This is a genomic window from Alteromonas mediterranea DE (assembly GCF_000020585.3).
Lineage (GTDB): Bacteria > Pseudomonadota > Gammaproteobacteria > Enterobacterales > Alteromonadaceae > Alteromonas > Alteromonas mediterranea.
On the sequence record NC_011138.3, the window covers coordinates 848294 to 869342 of the forward strand.

The window sequence follows — 21049 nt, forward strand, 5'->3', positions numbered from 1 at the left end:
ACTCCTTGCGTCAAGTGCGTACAAGACCGTTTACTCCCATTGCGCAAGCTAACTTAGAGGAAGAGACTGTGTTACAAGACTATCGCAAACACGTTGAAGAACGTGCACAACAAGGCATTCCCCCAAAAGCGCTTAATGCCGAACAGGTTGCTAGCCTCGTCGATTTATTAAAAAATCCGCCAGAGGGTGAAGGCGAATTCTTACTAGAACTACTTTCAGAACGTGTGCCGCCTGGCGTCGATGAAGCGGCTTACGTTAAAGCCGGTTTTTTAAGTGCCATCGCAAAAGGCGAAGACAGCTGCGAGCTCATCTCTAAGGAAAAGGCAGTAACCCTATTGGGAAACATGCACGGCGGTTACAACATTGCCACGCTGGTAGAACTGCTTGATGACGAGAGTCTAGCGCCGTTGGCTGCCAAAGAGCTTAAACACACGCTGTTAATGTTCGATGCTTATCACGATGTGGAAGAGAAACACAAAGCGGGTAACGAGTACGCTACTGACATTATCAAGTCTTGGGCCGAAGGTGAGTGGTTTACTTCGCGCAAACTCATGGATGACAAAATTACCTACTCAGTATTTAAAGTAACCGGCGAAACCAATACTGATGATTTATCTCCAGCGCCCGACGCATGGTCTCGCCCTGATATTCCTCTGCACGCCCTTGCGGCTTACAAAATGCCTCGCGAAGGATTGGAGCCCGAAGAACCCGGCGTTAAAGGCCCAATGACACAAATAGAAGAAGTCAAAAGTAAAGGATATCCGGTTGCTTTTGTGGGTGATGTTGTCGGTACCGGATCGTCACGTAAGTCGGCGACGAACTCAGTGTTATGGTTCTTTGGCGAAGATTTACCGGGCGTGCCGAATAAACGTGGCGGTGGTGTATGTATCGGCTCAAAAGTTGCGCCTATTTTCTTTAACACCATGGAAGATGCTGGCGCACTGGTTTTCGAAGCCGATGTGGAAAAAATGAATATGGGGGATGTGATAGATATCTACCCATTTGAAGGCAAAATTACCAACCACGAAACCGGTGAGCTTCTCGCAGAATATAGCTACAAGTCGAAAGTGATTTTAGATGAAGTTCGTGCGGGGGGACGCATTAACCTGATTATTGGGCGCGGTCTTACAGAGAAAGCCCGAGAGACGTTAGGTTTAGGTCCAACAGATCTTTTCCGCACGCCTGAACAACCAAAAGACAGCGGAGCGGGTTTCTCGTTAGCGCAGAAAATGGTGGGCAAGGCTTGTGGTGTTGAAGGCATTCGCCCGGGCACTTACTGCGAGCCTAAAATGACAACTGTGGGCTCGCAAGATACCACAGGGCCTATGACCCGCGATGAGCTCAAAGACTTAGCTTGTCTTGGTTTTACTGCCGATTTAACCATGCAGTCATTCTGTCACACAGCGGCTTATCCTAAGCCGGTGGATATTGAAACCCAGCACACATTGCCTGATTTTATTATGAATCGCGGTGGGGTATCGCTTCGCCCCGGCGATGGCATTATTCACAGCTGGTTAAATCGCATGTTGTTGCCTGACACAGTAGGAACAGGCGGCGACTCCCATACCCGTTTTCCATTAGGTATTTCGTTCCCAGCGGGCTCAGGGCTGGTGGCGTTTGCTGCGGCCACGGGCGTGATGCCTCTTGATATGCCTGAATCTATTCTTGTGCGCTTTAAAGGGGAAATGCAGCCGGGCATTACCTTAAGAGACCTTGTACACGCTATTCCTTTGTACGGTATTAAACAAGGGCTATTAACGGTAGAGAAAAAAGGCAAAATAAACGCCTTTTCTGGCCGTATTCTAGAAATTGAAGGGTTAGAAAACCTGACGGTAGAGCAGGCGTTTGAGTTATCCGATGCATCGGCAGAGCGTTCAGCGGCAGGTTGTACCATCAACCTTTCTGAAGAATCGATTGCCGAGTACCTGCGTTCAAATATCACTATGCTTCGCTGGATGATTAACGAAGGTTACGGCGATCCGCGCACATTAGAGCGCCGCGCTCAGAAAATGGAAGAGTGGCTCGCAAATCCTGAGCTAATGCGCGCCGATGCCGACGCGGAATATGCTGAGGTTATCGAAATCGACCTTAATGATATTAAAGAACCCATTGTGTGCTGCCCGAATGATCCAGACGACGCGAAAACCTTGTCTGAGGTGGCGGGTGATAAGGTGGATGAGGTCTTTATTGGTTCATGCATGACAAACATTGGTCACTTCCGCGCTGCCGGTAAATTGCTTGAGCAGTTTAATAAAACCTTGCCAACTCGTTTGTGGATGTCGCCACCAACGAAGATGGATAAAGCCCAGTTGATGGAAGAGGGGTATTACAATATTTATGGTCGTGTTGGTGTGCGCACCGAAATGCCTGGATGTTCTTTGTGTATGGGGAACCAAGCCCGTGTAGACGCTGGCGCTACCGTACTTTCAACCTCTACCCGTAACTTCCCGAATCGCTTGGGTGACGGCGCAAACGTGTACCTGACATCCGCTGAACTTGCTGCAGTAGGAGCAATTGTAGGGCGCATTCCAAGTGCCGAAGAGTACATGGAGTACGCCAGCAAGATTAACGCTATGTCGGGTGAAGTATTCCGCTACTTAAACTTCGACAAAATGCCAAGCTTTAAGAAGGCAGAAGAAGAGGCAAAAGCGCGCATTATTCCGACATTGAATGTTGCTTAAAATAGTGTATAAACTACAAAGCCGGTTCCCCTTGAGGTGACCGGCTTTTTTTATGGCGAAAAGGAATGTCTAATGGGAAAATCTTTCTTTATTGTTGCTGCACTTGTATTAACCTTAGGGTGTGCAAAAGCGCAGGTTGACCCTGCATCGTCGCTCGATTCGGTGAACTTCGATTCCATATCACTTGAAATTGGCGATAAGCACTATGAAGTTGAGTATGCCAAAACCTTTGAACAACGCGCTCAGGGCTTGATGTTTCGCAAAGCCCTTTGTGAAGATTGCGGTATGTTTTTTAAGTTTTCCAGCCCCAAATTTGCGGGGATGTGGATGAAAAATACTTTTGTTCCGCTAGACGTAGCATTTATCGACAGAAATGGCGTAATAACGGATATAAAACCTCTCACTCCCCATAGCTTGGAGTCGGTCGGATCATCGAAAGAGGTACTTTACGCATTGGAAATGAACCAAGGGTGGTTTGCCGAGAATAACATTAAAGTAGGCGACCAAGTAACGATTGATTGACCGCGCAAAACGCGCGGTTTCGCTAGCTGTAGGCTAGTTTTATTCTGGAGTTTAATATAGTGACAAATGCCTTATCGATAGCCAAGTTCGGTGGAACTAGCGTAGCGAATTACGAAGTAATGCAAAACTGCGCCCGAATTGTTGCCGGTAATGACAAAACGCGCATTGTGGTAGTGAGTGCCTCAGCAGGGGTAACTAACCACCTGGTGAGTCTAGCGCACACGCCGATGACGCAACAGCAAATTGAAGAAACCTGCCAAGCCATTGTCGACATCGAGCACGCTATTCTTAACAAGCTTGACGACAAAGCGGCCGTTGAACCTAAGCTCAACGATTTACTTGAAGAGATGCGAAGCTTAGCGTTTCACGAAGAAATTCTTCATAGGGACGACTTAAAAGATCAGCTGCTTTCTATGGGCGAGCGTATGTCCTCGCTTATGTTCTCATCAGTGCTTGCTGAGCAGGGCGTGAAGACCATGAACTTCGACGTTCGCAAGGTACTTCGTACGGATAGCGAGTTCGGTGAAGGCGCGCCGCAAATCGAAGAAATTGAAAAACTAGCGAAGCAACTGCTCGCGCCTGAAATCAAAGAGGCCATTGTGGTAACCCAAGGCTTTGTTGGCGCAGATGAAGAAGGTCGTACTACAACACTTGGTCGTGGTGGGTCTGATTTTACGGCAGCGCTACTTGCTGAAGCCCTTGATGCCGAGGCGTGCGAGATTTGGACCGACGTAACCGGGGTATACACAACCGACCCGCGGATTACACCAGCAGCACACCCTCTGCCTGAACTGAGCTTTGAAGAAGCGGCAGAAATGGCAACCTTTGGTGCAAAGGTACTTCACCCTGCCACCATGGAGCCAGCGCTTCGCAAAGACATTAAAGTGTTCGTAGGGTCAAGCAAAGAGCCTGAAAAGGGCGGTACGTGGATTGTACGCAATTGTGAGCACGAGCCACCATATCGCGCTATCACCCGCCGTAAAGAGCAGGTAATGGTAACGGTTAAAACACCTAAGATGATGTACGCTCAGGGCTTTCTACAGCAGGTATTTGCGATTATCGCTAAACACAAACTGAGCGTTGACTTGGTAACCACGTCAGAAATCTCGGTATCGTTTACCCTAGATAACCCAGCAAACTCGGTAGCCCAGCGCCTGAATAAAGAGACCATTGCTGAACTTGAAACTATCTGTGATGTAAAGGTAGAGAAAGGGTACGATTTAGTAACCGTTGTGGGTAACAACATGCAAACGGCTATTGGCGTTTCAAGCAAGATTCTATCTGCGGTATCAGATTTTAACCTGCGTATGATTTGCTTTGGTGCAAACCCGCATAACTTGTCGTTCTTAGTAAACGAGACAGACAGTGATGACGTGGTTCGCAAGCTTCACAGCGCATTGTTTGAGTAAGCAAGTGTAAGATAAAAAAACGGCCGATATGATATCGGCCGTTTTTGTTTGTATTACGCGTAAATTATTACACTTTAAACTGTCTGATAGACTGTTGAAGTTCGTCTGCCAGACGCGCTACTTCATGGCTAGATTCAGACGTTTGCTGTGCACCTGCTGTGGTTTCTTCTGCAATACCCACAATGGTTTCAAGCTTTTCACTGATTTCTTGCGAGACCGTGTTCTGTTCGCGGGCAGACTGCTCAATTTGCGAGCTTACATCATGCGCTTTGTGAACCGCGTCTGTAATAATATCTAACGCCTGCGTTGCTTTCTCTGTTTGCTCAACACATGCCGCTGTTTGGTCTTTGCCTTGGTCCATAACCGCTACCGCTTTTTCGGCGCCCGCTTGAAGCACCTCAATCATGGCATTGATTTCTTGTGTCGACTCTTGGGTTCGGCTAGCAAGGGTTCTTACTTCATCAGCAACTACCGCAAAGCCTCGGCCTTGTTCACCGGCACGGGCAGCTTCGATAGCTGCGTTCAAGGCTAGCAAGTTAGTTTGATCGGCAACACCGCGGATAACGTCCAGAATACCGCCAATACTAGCGCTGTCTTGATGCAGCTTGTTAATAACGTCGGCCGCTTCTTGCACGTCGCGAGACAGAATTTCGATGGTGTTCTTATTCTCTAACGAAATTTGACGCACGTTTTCGGCTTCAGCATCAGCATGGCGAATTTGGCTAAGCGTATCTTCAGCATTTTGCACGACCAGCTGAGACGTAGAGTGCATTTCTGTTGTTGCTGTCGCTACTTGGCCAATCTGAGACTTCTGATCCTGAATTGAATGAGTAGTTTGCGCGGTGACTGCCGACGTTTGCTCTGACGCCGCAGCTAACTGCTCAGCGCGAACATTGATGCCGGTAATCAGCTCTTTAAGGCTGCCTATTAAAGCATTACAGTTTCGAGCTAACAGACCGAATTCGTCTTGTGCTGAATCATCAAGACGATGAGTTAGGTCACCCGATGAGGCAACAGTGAGTAACTCATTTACGCGATAAAGTGGGCGTGTAATAGCGCGTACTGTCACGTAACCTATGAACGCAGCAACCGCGATAGAAATGATCACAACAACGATAACAAACGTGTTGCCCGTTGCAATGGCACTGTTTACTTGGCTTTCTACGTGTGACGCTTTTTTGTCCGCCAACGTTAGCAAGTTTTCAAGTGCAACCACACCTTGCGTAATGTTTTGATCAGATGCGTTCAGCGCTTTCTCTGCATCATTTCTACGCTCTAAGCGGTCCACGTGGAGTTGGACTACGCCATCGTTTGCTTTTATTGCATTTATTGCGTCGTTTACAAGGTCATTAATATCATCCAGCGTACCTGAGTCGTCACGACCGCCAGCAGCTTGCATCATGTCGCTTAACTGCGTAACCACTTTCTCAACAACAAGGTCTACTTCGTTACCTAGCGTCTGTGAACGCACTAGCGTCTGGGTTTTAATGTACTCGTAAGATACGGTGAGTAAAGACAGCAGTGACGTTTCAAGTTGACCGCCAATCTCAGCTGCACGTCTAAGGTTTGAATCTTGTTGAACGCTATCTAAATCTGAAAAGTCCAGAAGGTAGGTTGAAGCATCATCGGCGTTATCTTCCGCATCACCCAGTCTATCTTCAATACTGTTACGTAAATCAAGATACATTTGGTGGTTTTTATACATAGCTTCAACGTTGTTAATATACGTTTCGTATGACTCACGCACACTGTTGAGTGTGCTTTTTAACTCTGGCTCGTTGTTAACAGCCTGCGCTAACTTTTTATACTCGCTTTCAAACGTATCTTTAGCAGAGTTAAAAGACGCTCGTTTGTCCTTTAATTCACTGACGTTTTCTTCGATATAGCTTTCAAAAGTTAGCCGCCCCATGTTGAGGAAGCTGGCTTTTAATGCGTTGCTGCCCGCTACCGTAGGTAGAGCAACGTCATTAACTTCTTCTGTAGCAGAGCCTATTGAGTTGAGGTTATAAAGTGAAACAACACTAATGACGATTAGAAGTGCGCTAATCGCGACAAATCCCCCGATTACGCGTGTGGCTACCGTTATTTTCATCGGAACTCCTGGATGAGTGTTTTTATTTTTATCCCTAACGATATTACCCGTCTCAGTTAACAAAATATAGCGCTTAAGCGCAAGACTTTGCCCTCAACGAGAGAAGGTAATGAAACATCATCGTTACTAACTTACGTAAGTGTATCGGCTACAATAATTTAATGTTTATTTTATTTAGCAACTTGGTATAGAAATAGTAGCGTAATTATAGGTAGTAATACCAGTTTGCGCTTCAAATAAGGTGGGCAAGGAAGGCAGACTTGCTCGCAAAGCCTGCCTTTTTGTCTTTAAGCTTTTACGTTTTCCAGTGTATCACTGCTAAGGTTAAGCATGGTCATACTTTGCCCCCACACGTAGCCCGTATCTAAGCCAATAAACTGAGCGCTATTAGTTTGGCCTGAAAGGGCCGCCCAGTGGCCAAATACAACGCGCTGATTGGCAAGTAGCTGTTCATTCTTTCGTTCGAACCACGGCATAATTGTGCTACTTGTACTGTGCGACACTGCGCTAGGGTGAGATTTATTGTCGAAATCGAGCGTTCCATCACTGTAAATAAAGCGCATTCGCGTGCAGGCATTAACAATAAAGCGCAGCCGCGCTTCGCCGGTCCATTTTTCAGACCAGTTATCGGGGCTATTTCCATACATGCTGCTTAGAAAATTAGCATAATTATCTGACTTCAAAATGGTGCTGACTTCGTCGCTTAACGACACGGCCTTATCAATTGACCATTTAGGATAAAGCCCAGCATGGACCATAATAGAGCGCTTATCTATTTTCATGGCTAAGGGGAATTGTCTAAGCCAGTCAATCATTTCCGGCAAATCAGGCGCGCTTAATAAGTCGTCTAACTTGTCTGATTTCTTAGGCTTGCGAATGCCGTTGACTACGGCGAGTAGGTGGAGATCATGATTACCTAAAACGCTATTAAAGTTATCTCCAAGCGATTTTAGAAAACGAAGGGTGCTTAAAGAGTCTTCACCACGAGCGACAAGGTCGCCCACGGCAAGCAACGTATCGTTTTCTTCATCAAATTGTACTTTATCTAAAGCGCGTCGAAGACCGTCATAGCAGCCTTGAATATCGCCAATGACGTAGGTGTTACCTTGTGACATAGAAACCTTAATGAAGAATGCTTGGAATGGCTAATCGAAATACATTGATAGGAACTCGAAAGCGTTCTTTGCTCTCTAGCTCCATCTCATAATAGCCTTCCATATTCCCCACAGGTGTGTTAATAACCGCACCACTGGTATATTCAAACTGTTCACCGGCTTTTAAGAAAGGTTGTTTACCTACTACCCCAGCACCTTCTATTTCAGAGGTTTTACCGTTGGCATCGGTGATCTTCCAATAGCGGTTGATCAGCTGAACGGTATGATTGCTCTTGTTTTCAATAGTGATGTGATAGGCAAAAGCAAACTGCTTTGAATCTGAAGGAAGGTGGTCTGGAAGGTGGCGGGTTTTCACCCGCACCTTTATATCAAGTACATCCATAGATGGCTATTGCTCTTGTTGACTCTCTTTTGCAGACACTGCGTTGGCAATGGTGGCAAAATCATTGAGAGATAGCACTTCAGCGCGACAGGTAGGGTCAATACCTAGCTCACGAATTTCTTCCTCGCTTAAGCTGTCCTTAAGTGAGTTACGAATGGTTTTACGGCGCTGATTAAAAGCCTGTGCACAAACCCGCTCTAGCGTACTAACAGACACAACGTCAACCGGTGGCGACTGATGCGGGACAAGCTTCACTACCGCTGAATCTACCTTCGGCGGCGGCTTAAACGCACCGGGTGGAACATTCAATACGGGGATCACATGGCAGTAGTACTGCGCCATTACCGAAAGTCTACCGTAGTTCTTTGAACCGGGACCTGCTGCTAAGCGGTTAACCACTTCTTTTTGCAGCATAAAATGCATATCTTCAATGCAATGAGCATGATCAAAAAGGTGGAACATTAACGGCGTTGAAATGTTGTAAGGCAAGTTACCAAAAACACGCAGCTTTTTATCTTTGAGCGGCATCTCTTTAGACAGCGCACCAAAGTCCATGGTCATTGCATCTTGCTCTATAACAGTCAGCTTTTCACCATTAAACGGATGATGGCGCAAACGTTTGGCAAGATCTCGATCTAGTTCTATAACCGTTAATGCGTCGACTTCTTCGCAAACGGGGTCTGTTAACGCGCCTAAACCCGGCCCTATTTCCACCAAGTTCTGTTCGTTTTTAGGGGCGATGGCCGCAACAATTTTACCTATCACGTAGTCGTCGTGAAGGAAATTCTGACCGAATCGCTTCCTGGCCGTATGGCCTAAATGTGTTTTACTCATTGTTGATGATGTGCAAGCTCAATGGCTTTTTCCAATGCTTTTCTGAAACTACCGGCGTCGGCTTCTCCGGTACCGGCTAAATCTAATGCAGTACCGTGATCAACTGAAGTACGAACAAAAGGTAACCCTAATGTGATATTCACTGACGCCCCAAAACCTTTGTATTTTAGCACGGGAAGGCCCTGATCGTGATACATAGCAAGCACCACGTCGGCATTTTCAAGGTATTTAGGTTGAAAAATAGTATCTGCAGGTAGAGGACCCGTAATATTTAGCCCCTCTTCCCTCAATTCATTTAGCGCAGGAATAATGGTATGGATTTCTTCAGTACCAATATGACCGTCTTCACCGGCGTGAGGGTTCAAACCACACACATAAATATGAGGCTCTTTAATACCAAACTTCAGTTTCAGGTCGGTATTGATAATATGGATAACTTTGTAAAGTCGCTCGCGGGTTATGGCTTTTGCTACATATTCAAGAGGGATATGGGTTGTAGCAAGCGCTACATTAAGCCCTTCAGTGGAAAGTAGCATCACCACGTCAATGGTATTAGATTGATACGCAAAGAACTCGGTATGACCGCTAAACGAGACGCCAGCTTTGTTAATAATGCCTTTGTGAACCGGGCCGGTAACAACGGCGTCGAAGTCGCCATTAATATTTGCCTGACAAGCCTGGCGCAGCGTTTCTACTACATACAAGCCATTTTCACTATCAAGCTCACCCGCAGTCACTTTCACTGATTTATCTATTTGCTTTATAAACAACGAACCCGCAGCTTGTACCTGCGGGTTATTTTCATCGTAATCGATGAGTGTAAGAGGAAGGCCTAACGTGGCGGCTCGGTCTTTGAGCATGTCACCGTCGGCGAACACGACAAGCTGAGCTTGCCATGCTTCTTGAGCCAGTTTGATGATTAAATCTGGCCCGATACCTGCCGGCTCTCCCGGTGTAATTGCAATTTTAATTGGTTTACTCATGAATAACTTATTGTTATGAATCGATAACTTCTACGTAAGCGGCATCGCGCATTTCACGTAACCAGTTCTCGGTTTCTTCTGAAAATTTTCTATTGAAGATTAGCTGGTACGCTTTGTCTTCTTTTCGCTTATCTGTGGCGTCATCCATGCGGCGGTCGATAAGCTGTATTAAGTGCCAGCCGTGAACTGTGCGCACAGGGTCGCTATACTCGCCAGGCTCAAGCTGCGATAACGCTTCTTTAAACTCAGGTACATAATTGCCTGGGTCAGACCAACCTAATTCGCCACCGCGAAGGGCTGAGCCTGGATCTTCTGAATGCTCTTTAGCTAGGTCGGCAAATTCCGCTTCACCGTTTTTCAATTCTTCTTTGAAGCGCGTTAACATGGCTTTTGCTTTGTCTTCGCTAAGAATAATTGATGGCTTAACAAGGATGTGGCGTGAATTTACTTCCTCAACAGTGACTTTTTCAATACCGCGCGTATCGAGCACTTTCAAAATATGAAAGCCAGCACCGCTTCGAATAGGGCCCACAAGCGCATCTTTATCTTTGTTTTGGATAGCTTCGGCAAATAGTGTTGGCATGGCATTGATATTAAGCCATCCCATATCACCGCCTTCTAGCGCCTCGTTACCTGATGATGACGCAATGGCAATTTTTGCGAAATCAGAGCCTGATTCTAATAACGCGATTACTTTGTCAGCACGCTCACGCGCTGCTTGAATGTCTTCGTCTGTCGGTTCAGGTGGGAAACCGATAAGGATATGGCCCAAGCGATATTCTGCTTGCTGCGCGCCCTGCTGCTCCATAAGGTCAACAAGGGTTTCAATTTCCTGAGGCGTAATATAAACGCGGCGGCGCACGTTAGCGCGGCGCACTTCACCCATAATGATTTCTTCACGAATATCTTCGCGGTAATCATCGTAAGCAATCCCTTCTGCGGCTAATTGGGCACGAAGCTGCTCAACGGTGGCGTTTTGGTTAGAAGCGATGTTGCCAATGGTTTGTTCTAACTGAGGGTCGCTAATACGAATACCCATGCGTTCAGCCATTTGTAGCTGCAGGCTTTTGGTAATTAAACGCTCGATTGCTTGTGTACGAAGCGCACGATCAGAGGGCAGCTGTTGATCATTCGCTGCAGCGTTGCGTTTAACTTCTTGTACAAGGGCATCAATTTCGCTTTCAAGCACTACGCCTTGGTCGACAATTACAGCAACGCGGTCAAGCACAACTTCTTGCGCAATACTGTTAAACGAGAGTAGGGCACCTAACATCAATGCACGGATAATGAACTTCATACACACTCTTTTATTATTGGTTAATTGCACTTAAGCGCTCGTAAACGCTTAACTGCGGGTTAATTTAAACTATAAGGCTGACGATAGCCAAACATACCGTCTTGAAGCATGCTTCTTTGGGTTCCCGACGAACCTATTCCTTTAAAGATAAATTGCAGCGAAATACCGGAATCGAAGTCGTCCGTCGTTTGTTGGCCGCTATCGTTGTAGCGGTTGTTCAAACTGCGCTGCGCTACTAGTCGCACGGCCCAACAGCATGATTCGTATTGAATACCTGCGTAAGTCTCTACACTTCTGTTGCGCTCTAGATCGCGATAAGTACGACCTACCCACTGCCAATTTTCAGAAATAGGCCAGCTAGCAGAAATACCAATTTGGTCTATGGTTTCGCCACTGAGATCGCGAACATAGCGATGACTTAATTGAATAAAGCGCGAATCGTCTTTGCGGTATTCAATACCCACACTGCTTAAGTCAACTTTGTCTGTGTCAGTGGTCACTTGCACATCAGAATGGAAAAACCAGTTATTGTTAAAGCGCCAGTCTACTTCAGCCGCTAAGGCGGAGCGATCTTGATTTTTGGTCGCTGCAACGACTTCGTTATCTTCAAGGTAGAATATCTGACCCACGCTAAGAACAAATTGTTCCCGATTGTTTTTATCTAACATGCGCGTGGTTGCACCAAGGGTAATTTGGTTGTTGTCGCTAATTCTATCAAGGCCAGTAAACTCCTGACCTCGAAACAGCCCCTCAACGTCGGTTAAAAGGGGCGTAGAATCGTAAAAACCAATCGCCGTTTGGTCTTCATATGACGTATATAAATACTGAACTTTCGGCTCTAAGGTCATGGACATGTCGTCACTAAACCAAGAGGTATCTCGTTCAAAGTACAGGGCACCATAAAGGCGAGCCTGACCAAGGGTTCGTTCTACGTCTTCTTTTAGGTCCGTTCCTTCCACATTATCTTGTTGGTAGACCGTTTGAAATAAGGTGGTTTCGGCAACAAATTCGCCCCATGCTGCTCTTAGCGGCATGGCAAGTGTTGGCGCTACGTGAAAACGGGTGGCGGTGGGGGCCGTGTCTAGCGTATTGTCGAAATGGGCGACTTCAGAGTCGAGGTTGAATTCAAAGTATTCGCCCAAGGGCTTTGTGTAATTAACTTTGATTTCAGGAACGGAGCGATAGCTATCAGCGGTGTCGCCAAGTACTTCAAAATCTTTTATGTGCATATTTACCGATAGATTGGGCGAGTAATAACTCAGGCCCACACTACGGTAAAGATGTGTATCGGCGCGACTGTAATAGTCTGAGCCTAAATCGACAAGGTAGTTGTCATCGCTCAAACCGTTAAAATCTACATTTAAGAGCCAGTTATCGGCTATCAGGCCCTGATGCTCAAAACGATAAAAGTAGCGGTCTGGGTTACCTGTAATGTCAGAGTCGCTAGGCAAGTATTCTACGTATGCTTTACCCTGACTGCGGGCTGTTAAATAACGAAACTCAGTATTTAGCTGAAGGCCGCGAAGACTCATCAGGCGAGGCGAGATAGTCATGTCGTAGTTAGGTGCAATATTCCAATAAAAAGGCTGGGTATAGTCGACGCCCGTTCTACTTGAACTCGTAAGCTCGGGAAACAGTAGGCCAGTTTGACGTTCATTACTGACAGGAAAGGCAAAATAGGGCAGATAGAAAACGGGCACATCGGCAATGTAGAAACGAGTGTGCTTGGCTTGTCCCCACACCGTTCCTTTTTCCAGGCTTATTTCACTCGCGCGAATAAGCCAGTCTTCATCCCCTTCGGGGCATGTTGTGAAGCTTACTTCTTTTAGTACTATGCCGGTATCGGTATCTAACACAATATCTTTTGCTGAACCTTGACCAACAAAGCCCGTTAACTGGTAACGGGTGTTTTGCATTTCTAAACGCTCTTCTTCAGAGCGCAGCGTTACCACATCACTTTCTACTTTTAGCTGCGCATCTTGATAAGTAACGTCGCCTTTCGCTATCAAGTCGCGACCGCTTCCGTTGACTTGCGCCTGAGAAGCGCTGATAACCGCAGTGTCTGAGGTAATATCTACATTGCCGGAAAACAGCGCTACGGTATCTTGGATAATCTCAGTACGGTTGGCTTCAACCTTCACGTGGCCTTTAGGCATTAACGCTTGGCTGCTGAAGGTAACAGGCTCGACTGAGCAAAATGCTAGAGGCACTGCATCTGAGTCTGGTTTAGAATTTGAAGCTGTCGTTTCCTGTGCAAACGCGACTGTAGGCAAAAGAGTCGCGGAAACAAGCATGGCGCAGGTCTTTTTCATGCGTTAATGGGTGGCCTGTTTTGTTGTATGTTGCTTATAAACCCAAATAAGACGGCACGCGTCTCGGTTAGTTCGACATAACGTTTAAAAAAACCAGTGATGGTGCCCTTTATCCACTTATGTTTTAGCAGGTAGGGATGAATCACTCGCTATTACTATTTATTTAAGCGCCCAATTCTAAGCACTTCTGGCATAATTACCAACCATTCAGGCAAAAAAATGCACTTTTATACGTACAACTTATCCAAGTGCTGAATAAATATTGCGGTGTCGCTTGATTTCACAGGGTGCAGACCAAAGGTTAAACGGGTCTTTTGACAACGAGTTTTTGGTTTGCAGCACAGGTCATTAAGCCCTAGTTTATTCACTTATGTATTTGATATGATGGATTACTTAGCGCGCTGAATGCGGCGTGGATAGGTAATTCAAACATCACCTTTTTATATCGTGCACTAACGGAGTATGACGAGATGTCAATTTGGGGAAAAATCCTCGGCGCCTTATTTGGTTTCATGTTTTTAAAAATACCCGGCGCCATTTTAGGGCTGTTAGTCGGGCACTTTTTTGATAAAGCATATCGACAAGATTTCAATCAGCTAGGTGGCTTTGGGCGCTTTTTTACCGACCAAGATAACCTCAAGCAGCAGGCCATTTTCTTTCATAGCTTATTTAGCGCACTTGGGCATTTGGCAAAGTCGGATGGCAAAGTTACCGACCGTGAAATTCAAATCGCAACGGCGCTGATGGATGAGATGCGCCTGACCGGTGATGCCCGCCGTGAAGCGCAAGATGCATTTAGAGAAGGCAAGGCACGAGACTTTCCTTTGGTGGATACGTTAAAAGGCTTTTACGATGCCAGCCACGGCAGAAGAGATATCCTTCAGGTATTTCTAGAAATCCTTATACAAGCGGCTTTTGCTGACGGTCAACTTTCTCAAGAAGAATACAACGTACTTGAAAAAGTAGCGAAACCACTTGGATTTAGACGCCGTGATTTAGATTACTTAATCTCGATGTACGAAGCGGAAATCCGCTTTAGACAGCGGGGAGGGCAACGCACTCATTCTGGTGCGGGTCAGCGTCAACACGGCCGCGCAGGTCAGCAGTCGGCGTACTCGGAGCAGCAAAGCCTAGACGATGCCTATCGCATATTGGGTGTTGCTTCATCTGATGATGAAAAAACAATAAAACGGGCATACAGGAAAAGAATGGCCGAGCATCACCCCGATAAGCTAGTGTCTAAGGGTTTACCGGAGCAAGCCATGGAAATTGCGAAAAAGAAGGCCCAAGACATTCAGTCGGCTTACGAGTTGATTAAGCAAAAGCGTGGCTTTTAAATGGCAAAAAAAGAGCGAGAGTTAACCTATGTGCCGCCAGCAAGTCAGGCACATATTGATGGCTTTATCGAAATGCTATGGCTGGAAAAGGGTTTGTCAGAGCACACGCAACAAAGCTATCGTACCGACCTTAGTAAGCTTGCTGTTTTCAGCAACAACCAAGGCATAAAAGACATTGCAGTGCTGAGTACTGAACAGCTTCAAGACTACCTTGCTTATCGTCATGATAAAGGCTTATCTACCCGCAGTACTCAACGCGCGCTAAGCGCTATTCGCGCCTTCTTTGTTTACCTTATTAGTAAGCAGATAAGAGTGGACAGCCCGGTCTCTGCCTTGTCGAACCCGAAAACACCTAAAGCGTTACCTGCTTCACTCAGTGAGCAGCAGGTAGAAGATTTACTTAATGCCCCCCAAACCGACGACCCCATTGAATGTAGAGATAGAAGCATGCTTGAAGTGCTATACGCTACTGGACTTCGAGTCAGTGAACTTATCGGTTTAACGATGGACCAGATAAGCCTTCAGCAAGGTGTGGTACGAGTGGTAGGCAAAGGTAATAAAGAGCGTTTAGTTCCGTTAGGTGAGGAAGCTATAGAATGGCTGCTTACCTATATCAAAACAGCGCGACCTATACTCGCTACTAAAACCTCTGATTTTGTGTACCTCAGTAAGCGGGGTCAAAAGATGACGCGGCAAACTTTTTGGCATCGCATTAAATATTATGCAGTAAAGGCGGGAATAGAGCAGCACTTGTCTCCTCACACCCTAAGACATGCTTTCGCCACGCATTTGCTCAACCACGGGGCTGATTTGCGAGTGGTTCAAATGTTGTTGGGACATAGCGACCTATCGACAACCCAAATATACACGCACGTAGCCACTGAAAGGTTGCAAACGTTGATTCACAGTCATCACCCAAGGGGCTAAAGTGGGGCGTTAATGCTACAAGTTGGCACCTATGTACGATGAGGCTCGGTATGGCCGTATATAAAATTGCAGCGCGTATGATAGGATTAAGGTAAGTCAAATATGGCCGTAAAGTAACGCAAAGCGCGTTCAGTAAAATAAAAGCATAGTTAAATTTAATGCAATTATTTTGTGCTTTGTACGCTCTTATTATTAAGGGGCTTATGAATTTCGGCCTAAAGGTTTATAAAGTGAAGATTATCAGCAGGTGCGCTAGTTGCCTTGGGCGAAAAGATGAAGCATCTGCGTAGCAGCCAAACTGGCGCAATGGAGTAATTTGAAGTGAAAGCAGTACAGAAAATGTTGTTAGCCGGCGCCTTTGCCGTAGGTTCTTTGTTGAGCATAAGTACACAGGCTGCAGATGAAGCCGCCATTCGCGACAAGCTAACCTCAATGTTAGGGTTAGACGTGGAAACGATTGCTGATTCACCCGTTTCAGGCTTGGTACAAGTCTCTACTAACCGCGGGTTATTTTACGTGAGCGAAAACGGGCAATATTTGCTTCAAGCGCGGGTTTTTAACATTGATGAAGAAATGCGTAACGAAACAGAGCTTGCCCTATCAGGATTGCGTAAAGACGGCGTAAAACAAATGAAGTCGTCGTCAATTACGTTTAAAGCGGAAAACGAGAAGTACGAAATTAGCGTGTTCACCGATATTACCTGCGGTTATTGCCGTAAATTTCATAACGAAATTGATGAGTTGAACGATGCGGGCATTACCGTTCATTATCTTGCCTTTCCCCGTTCTGGTTTAAACAGCCAGAATTACGACGATATGGTATCGGTATGGTGTGCTAAAGATCCTCAAAAAGCGCTGACTAAAGCGAAAGCGGGGAGCGATGTTGCAAGCGCAAGTTGTAAAAACAAGGTCGCTGAACAATATATGCTGGGGCAAAAATTAGGGGTGAACGGCACGCCAAATATTGTGTTACCTGATGGTTCACTTATCCCAGGGTATCAACCTGCTAAAATGTTAGCGAAGGCATTAGCAGCGACAGAGTAACGCTTTAATACACGCCTTAAGTTTATAGAAAAAACGCACTTGTGCGTTTTTTCTTTTTCTGCGGTATGATTTCTCCAGTTCTTCCCTAAAAGATTTTCATCACAGCTTTCGCACAGTGAAACTTTGACTTATTGAATAAGCAATCTTGTTTGGGGGTATCAGCACCTTCATCCTGTGCATCGTTAGCTGTAATTACAATTTTGGTTTAGTGGTATCTCATGATTTTGCCTATTGTTCGCCGCGAGATAAGCGGTGCATCCTTAAGTTCCGACTTACACCCCGTTATTGATAGAATTTACCGAGGTCGTAATATTGCGAATATCGATGATTTGGAAAACGGGCTTAGAGGGCTTACTCACTTTAACGCGCTAAAAGGAATGCCTGAGGCCGCGCAAATTCTTGCCACAGCGATAGAACAAAATAAACGCATTATCATTGTTGGCGATTTTGATGCCGACGGTGCAACTAGTACGTCGGTTTGTATTTTGGCGCTACGGGCAATGGGCTTTGATAACGTAGATTTTCTTGTGCCTAACCGATTCGACTTTGGGTACGGGCTCAGCGTTCCTATTGTTGATGAAGCAGCCAAGCAGGGCGCAGATATCATTGTTACCGTGGATAACGGCATATCGTGTATTGACGGTGTTACCCATGCAAAAGGGTTAGGAATACAAGTTGTCGTTACCGATCACCACTTGCCGGGCGATGTGCTTCCGCCAGCTGATGCGATAGTGAATCCTAACCAACCTGGGTGCGAGTTCCCTTCTAAAAATTTGGCAGGGGTGGGCGTTGCTTTTTACATCATGCTTGCGTTAAAAGCCAAGCTACAGCAGCAAGGGTATTTTGAAAAAGCTGGCATAGCTCCACCTAACTTGGCATCACTGCTTGATATCGTTGCTGTAGGTACGGTGGCCGATGTTGTCGTGTTGGATAAAAATAACCGGATATTAGTACATCAAGGCCTTCAACGTATTCGTGCAGGGCAGTGTAGGCCTGGCATTAAAGCGCTGGTGGAAGTGGCAAATCGGGATTGTGCCCACTTAACGTCAACAGATTTAGGTTTTGTGGTAGGCCCACGACTTAATGCCGCTGGACGCTTAGATGATATGTCTCAAGGCATTGCGTGTTTATTAGAAGATGACACGATTCAAGCGCGTATGATTGCCGCCGAACTCGATGCGCTCAACAAAGAGCGACGAGAAATAGAAACGGGCATGAAAGCGCAGGCAGAAATGGCACTAGAGCAAATGGTACTTGATGAAGGCGATATGCCAAGCGCACTGGTGGTCTATCGCGAAGACTTTCACCAAGGTGTTATTGGTATTGTCGCTGGGCGTTTAAAAGAGAAGTACCTTAAGCCCGTGATTGCCTTTGCGCACCAAGATGACCTTATTATTAAAGGTTCTGCTCGCTCTATTCCCGGCGTTCATATTCGAGACGTACTCGATGAAGTTAATACACGATACCCTGGCGTTATCGAGAAGTTCGGTGGCCATGCGATGGCGGCGGGTCTTAGCCTGCCGGTAGCTAAACTGCGTGACTTTGAGCGTGCGTTTATCGACATTGCCGGTAAACATTTAGCTAAATTAGATGGAAACCATGCCCTGCTTTCTGATGGTGACTTATCCGCCAGCGAACTGTGCTTACCCTTCGCCCATTTGCTTCGCCAAGCGGGCCCGTTCGGACAAGGTTTTGAGTCACCGCTTTTTGACGGTGAATTCTCGCTTCTTGACCAGCGCTTAGTTGGGCAAAAACACCTTAAGATGGTGTTAAAAGGCGACGGGGCTAATGAAGTCGATGCTATAGCGTTTAATGTGGACTTGAAAGCGTGGCCTAATGCCATGGTTAAGCGTGTGCATGTAGCTTATCGCCTTGATATTAACGTATTCAGAGGACAAGAAACGGTTCAGCTTATTGTTGAGCAAATAGAAGCCCTGTAGTTTTAATGTGGGCGCCAATACTGGCGGGCCGATGGGCTGGGTTGTGCGCAAATAAAACCGGTAAGTTAAAAGATTGCACATATTATGAGTGTGGGTAGAAAGTAAGGTAAATAGGTAATTCGACGGTGAAGAGCGAAAGAGAAAAGCTGGTTGAAAAACACAAACAACTTAACCAGACAGACAATGCTAAAGTGATCTCTCACGTGCAGCGGGAAGAGAAGGACAGTGATTGGGTTCGCCACACCATTATGTTGGAAGGTATTGATGTACCGTTTATTTACCGGCGTAAGCAGCAATACCAGAGTCTAAAAGGCGCGCGGGTTAACGTCACTTACTATCGGCACGTAGAAGATGTGGCGGGCATAGAGTTTGAAACCATGAAGGTAGTACGTATTAAGCGCAGTTAGCACGGCGCGCCCACCGCTGGCTTGAGCCTTCCTGTGCTTTGCTTTTAAAGCTGACAGCGAATGATCCCGCCGGTTAAACATAAACGGCCTTGTTATAACCCCCTACTATTACAGAGAGCAACAATGAATAACGAATGGTTAAACGCCTATGTATTGCATAGACGCCCTTACAGGGAGACCAGCTATATTGTTGATTTTTTCTCGTTAGAAGAAGGCCGTATAAGTGCCGTCGCAAAGGGGGTAAAAAACAGCAAGTCTGATAAAAAGAGCCTGCTTCAACCCTTTCAGCATTTGCGCCTGCAGCTAAGTGGTAAATCTGATTTAAAGAATTTACGTCACGTGGAAAGTGTAGCGCCGTCAATTTCCCTCACTGGCACCGCTTTATTTTGTGCAATGTATGTCAATGAGTTGACCAATAGAATAATGCCCCAGGGGCTAGCCAGTGATGGAGTATATAGCGCCTATGAAGCTGCGCTTTTGGCGTTGCGAGATGAAGCTGACATTGAAGTGACGTTACGGCAGCTAGAGTTTGCTCTTCTTGATGAAATGGGGTTGCTTCCTGATTTCACCAGTGATGTTGAATACGAAATGCCTATTGAAGAAAACGGTCGCTATCACTTCCAGCTAGACGCCGGTTTTATACAGATTCCCGATGATGTAGTAGGGGCTAGAGGAATTCCCGGTACGGCATTACTTAGCCTATCTCAGGGGGAATTCACACCATTGAGCAAAAAGGTCGCAAAGGTACTGTGTCGCGATTTACTCAAGCCGCTTATTGGGGACAAGCCGTTAAAAAGTCGTGAACTCTTTATGACTAAACCGCGCTAATGAAAACCCTAACGTATCGTCGCTGTTTGCCGGATTATTTTCTCGTAACACAAGCGCTTAATCGACACCTTAGATAAAAAAATTTGCTACAATTGCCGCACGTTGAAACGACGTGACCCCGTTGTTAATAGAAATTTTTATATGAAGGGTACAATTGTCCATGCCCTTACATGCTAGGTGGTGAAATGAGCACGATTTTATTAGGCGTTAACATCGACCATATCGCAACGCTTCGCAATGCGCGCGGTACCCATTACCCTGATCCAGTGCATGCTGCAGATATTGCAGAAAGAGCTGGGGCAGACGGCATAACTGTTCATCTGCGTGAAGACCGCCGGCATATTAAAGACCGCGACGTACGCATTTTAGCGCAAACTATCAATACCCGTTTGAATTTAGAAATGGCAGTAACTGATGAGATGCTAGCCATTGCTGAAGAAGTGAAGCCGGTCTTTTGTTGTTTAGTGCCTGAAAAGCGCGAAGAACTGACCACAGAAGGTGGGCTTGATGTCGCGGGTAACGTCGATAATATTAAAGCGGCGTGTGATAGGCTTGCCAATGCAAATATTCTTGTATCTCTGTTTATCGATGCCGACAAAGCGCAAATTGACGCTGCCGCTGCCTGTAATGCGCCTTACATTGAAATTCACACCGGGCAGTATGCAGAAGCCACCAGTGAAGAAGCGCAGCAAGAAGAACTTGCGCGTTTAGTAGAAGGTATCGAATACGCCGATAGCCTTGGGCTGAAAGTTAACGCCGGACACGGGCTTCACTATCACAACGTGAAACCGATAGCGGCTATTCCTCAGCTTATTGAACTCAACATTGGCCACGCCATTATTGCACGGGCGGCGTTTGACGGATTGCACAAAGCCGTTGCCGATATGCGTAAGCTAATGCTTGAAGCGCGAGCGGGCATTTAATAAAGGTAAGATAAAA

General features: G+C 46.2%; 17 protein-coding genes. 10 read left to right on the forward strand and 7 right to left on the reverse strand.

The annotated features are described in order from the left end of the window. Positions 1 to 68: 68 nt before the first annotated feature. The 3 genes from acnB (at position 69) to lysC (ending at position 4612) form a co-directional block, all read left to right on the forward strand. A complete protein-coding gene (gene acnB, locus MADE_RS03875; protein WP_012517292.1) occupies positions 69 to 2681 on the forward strand; it encodes a bifunctional aconitate hydratase 2/2-methylisocitrate dehydratase in 2613 nt (870 codons plus the stop codon). A gap of 72 nt (positions 2682 to 2753) precedes the next feature. Next, positions 2754 to 3203 carry a DUF192 domain-containing protein gene (locus MADE_RS03880; RefSeq protein WP_012517293.1) on the forward strand — a complete coding sequence of 150 codons (450 nt, stop codon included), beginning with the start codon at positions 2754 to 2756 and terminating at the stop codon, positions 3201 to 3203. A 59-nt stretch (positions 3204 to 3262) separates the two neighbouring features. After that, on the forward strand, positions 3263 to 4612 hold the full coding sequence (gene lysC / locus MADE_RS03885) for a lysine-sensitive aspartokinase 3 (protein WP_012517294.1): 1350 nt from the start codon (positions 3263 to 3265) through the stop codon (positions 4610 to 4612). Positions 4613 to 4679: 67 nt separating this feature from the next. On the opposite strand, the gene MADE_RS03890 is transcribed toward lysC, so the two are convergent. The 7 genes from MADE_RS03890 to lptD all read right to left on the reverse strand — a co-directional run bounded on the left by MADE_RS03890 (position 4680) and on the right by lptD (position 13627). Continuing rightward, entirely contained in the window at positions 4680 to 6704 is a 2025-nt protein-coding gene (locus MADE_RS03890) for a HAMP domain-containing methyl-accepting chemotaxis protein (RefSeq protein ID WP_012517295.1), read from the reverse strand. Between the two features lie 287 nt (positions 6705 to 6991). After that, positions 6992 to 7819 carry a symmetrical bis(5'-nucleosyl)-tetraphosphatase gene (locus MADE_RS03895; protein ID WP_012517296.1) on the reverse strand — a complete coding sequence of 276 codons (828 nt, stop codon included), beginning with the start codon at positions 7817 to 7819 and terminating at the stop codon, positions 6992 to 6994. A 7-nt stretch (positions 7820 to 7826) separates the two neighbouring features. Next, positions 7827 to 8201 (reverse strand): Co2+/Mg2+ efflux protein ApaG, encoded by a 375-nt coding sequence (apaG, locus tag MADE_RS03900; RefSeq protein WP_012517297.1) that lies wholly within the window; start codon positions 8199 to 8201, stop codon positions 7827 to 7829. Positions 8202 to 8207: 6 nt separating this feature from the next. Next, positions 8208 to 9035 carry a 16S rRNA (adenine(1518)-N(6)/adenine(1519)-N(6))-dimethyltransferase RsmA gene (gene rsmA, locus MADE_RS03905; protein WP_012517298.1) on the reverse strand — a complete coding sequence of 276 codons (828 nt, stop codon included), beginning with the start codon at positions 9033 to 9035 and terminating at the stop codon, positions 8208 to 8210. After that, the gene (gene pdxA / locus MADE_RS03910; RefSeq protein ID WP_012517299.1) at positions 9032 to 10018 is read right to left on the reverse strand and encodes a 4-hydroxythreonine-4-phosphate dehydrogenase PdxA; all 987 of its coding nucleotides are present in this window, start codon (positions 10016 to 10018) and stop codon (positions 9032 to 9034) included. The genes rsmA and pdxA overlap by 4 nt, the downstream gene beginning before the upstream one ends. Positions 10019 to 10031: 13 nt before the next feature. Next, complete coding sequence (gene surA, locus MADE_RS03915) at positions 10032 to 11315, reverse strand: peptidylprolyl isomerase SurA (RefSeq protein WP_012517300.1); 1284 nt, start codon at positions 11313 to 11315, stop codon at positions 10032 to 10034. A 59-nt stretch (positions 11316 to 11374) separates the two neighbouring features. Continuing rightward, positions 11375 to 13627, reverse strand: a complete 2253-nt coding sequence (gene lptD / locus MADE_RS03920) for an LPS assembly protein LptD (RefSeq protein ID WP_023559521.1) — start codon at positions 13625 to 13627, stop codon at positions 11375 to 11377. Between the two features lie 470 nt (positions 13628 to 14097). Here lptD and djlA point away from each other — a divergent pair, with 470 nt between their 5' ends. From djlA to pdxJ, 7 genes are all read left to right on the forward strand, one after another. Further along, positions 14098 to 14964, forward strand: a complete 867-nt coding sequence (gene djlA, locus MADE_RS03925) for a co-chaperone DjlA (protein WP_012517302.1) — start codon at positions 14098 to 14100, stop codon at positions 14962 to 14964. Beyond that, positions 14965 to 15891 carry a site-specific tyrosine recombinase XerD gene (gene xerD / locus MADE_RS03930; RefSeq protein WP_012517303.1) on the forward strand — a complete coding sequence of 309 codons (927 nt, stop codon included), beginning with the start codon at positions 14965 to 14967 and terminating at the stop codon, positions 15889 to 15891. It begins immediately after the preceding gene. A gap of 321 nt (positions 15892 to 16212) precedes the next feature. Next, positions 16213 to 16935, forward strand: a complete 723-nt coding sequence (dsbC, locus tag MADE_RS03935) for a bifunctional protein-disulfide isomerase/oxidoreductase DsbC (protein WP_012517304.1) — start codon at positions 16213 to 16215, stop codon at positions 16933 to 16935. A gap of 218 nt (positions 16936 to 17153) precedes the next feature. Continuing rightward, positions 17154 to 18875, forward strand: a complete 1722-nt coding sequence (recJ, locus tag MADE_RS03940; protein ID WP_012517305.1) for a single-stranded-DNA-specific exonuclease RecJ — start codon at positions 17154 to 17156, stop codon at positions 18873 to 18875. Positions 18876 to 19000: 125 nt separating this feature from the next. Beyond that, positions 19001 to 19282: a hypothetical protein gene (locus tag MADE_RS03945; protein WP_012517306.1), complete on the forward strand. Its 282-nt coding sequence runs from the start codon at positions 19001 to 19003 to the stop codon at positions 19280 to 19282. A gap of 123 nt (positions 19283 to 19405) precedes the next feature. Next, a complete protein-coding gene (gene recO, locus MADE_RS03950; RefSeq protein ID WP_012517307.1) occupies positions 19406 to 20110 on the forward strand; it encodes a DNA repair protein RecO in 705 nt (234 codons plus the stop codon). A 185-nt stretch (positions 20111 to 20295) separates the two neighbouring features. Further along, positions 20296 to 21033: a pyridoxine 5'-phosphate synthase gene (pdxJ, locus tag MADE_RS03955; RefSeq protein WP_012517308.1), complete on the forward strand. Its 738-nt coding sequence runs from the start codon at positions 20296 to 20298 to the stop codon at positions 21031 to 21033. Positions 21034 to 21049: the final 16 nt, after the last annotated feature.

What these genes read in the sequence shown, in the direction of transcription:
- MADE_RS03880 (WP_012517293.1), top strand. Translation starts at nt 2,754, where the DNA reads ATGGGAAAATCTTTCTTTATTGTTGCTGCACTTGTATTAACCTTAGGG.
- MADE_RS03890 (WP_012517295.1), bottom strand. Translation starts at nt 6,704, where the DNA reads ATGAAAATAACGGTAGCCACACGCGTAATCGGGGGATTTGTCGCGATT.
- MADE_RS03895 (WP_012517296.1), bottom strand. Translation starts at nt 7,819, where the DNA reads ATGTCACAAGGTAACACCTACGTCATTGGCGATATTCAAGGCTGCTAT.
- apaG (WP_012517297.1), bottom strand. Translation starts at nt 8,201, where the DNA reads ATGGATGTACTTGATATAAAGGTGCGGGTGAAAACCCGCCACCTTCCA.
- rsmA (WP_012517298.1), bottom strand. Translation starts at nt 9,035, where the DNA reads ATGAGTAAAACACATTTAGGCCATACGGCCAGGAAGCGATTCGGTCAG.
- pdxA (WP_012517299.1), bottom strand. Translation starts at nt 10,018, where the DNA reads ATGAGTAAACCAATTAAAATTGCAATTACACCGGGAGAGCCGGCAGGT.
- surA (WP_012517300.1), bottom strand. Translation starts at nt 11,315, where the DNA reads ATGAAGTTCATTATCCGTGCATTGATGTTAGGTGCCCTACTCTCGTTT.
- lptD (WP_023559521.1), bottom strand. Translation starts at nt 13,627, where the DNA reads ATGAAAAAGACCTGCGCCATGCTTGTTTCCGCGACTCTTTTGCCTACA.
- djlA (WP_012517302.1), top strand. Translation starts at nt 14,098, where the DNA reads ATGTCAATTTGGGGAAAAATCCTCGGCGCCTTATTTGGTTTCATGTTT.
- xerD (WP_012517303.1), top strand. Translation starts at nt 14,965, where the DNA reads ATGGCAAAAAAAGAGCGAGAGTTAACCTATGTGCCGCCAGCAAGTCAG.
- recJ (WP_012517305.1), top strand. Translation starts at nt 17,154, where the DNA reads ATGATTTTGCCTATTGTTCGCCGCGAGATAAGCGGTGCATCCTTAAGT.
- recO (WP_012517307.1), top strand. Translation starts at nt 19,406, where the DNA reads ATGAATAACGAATGGTTAAACGCCTATGTATTGCATAGACGCCCTTAC.
- pdxJ (WP_012517308.1), top strand. Translation starts at nt 20,296, where the DNA reads ATGAGCACGATTTTATTAGGCGTTAACATCGACCATATCGCAACGCTT.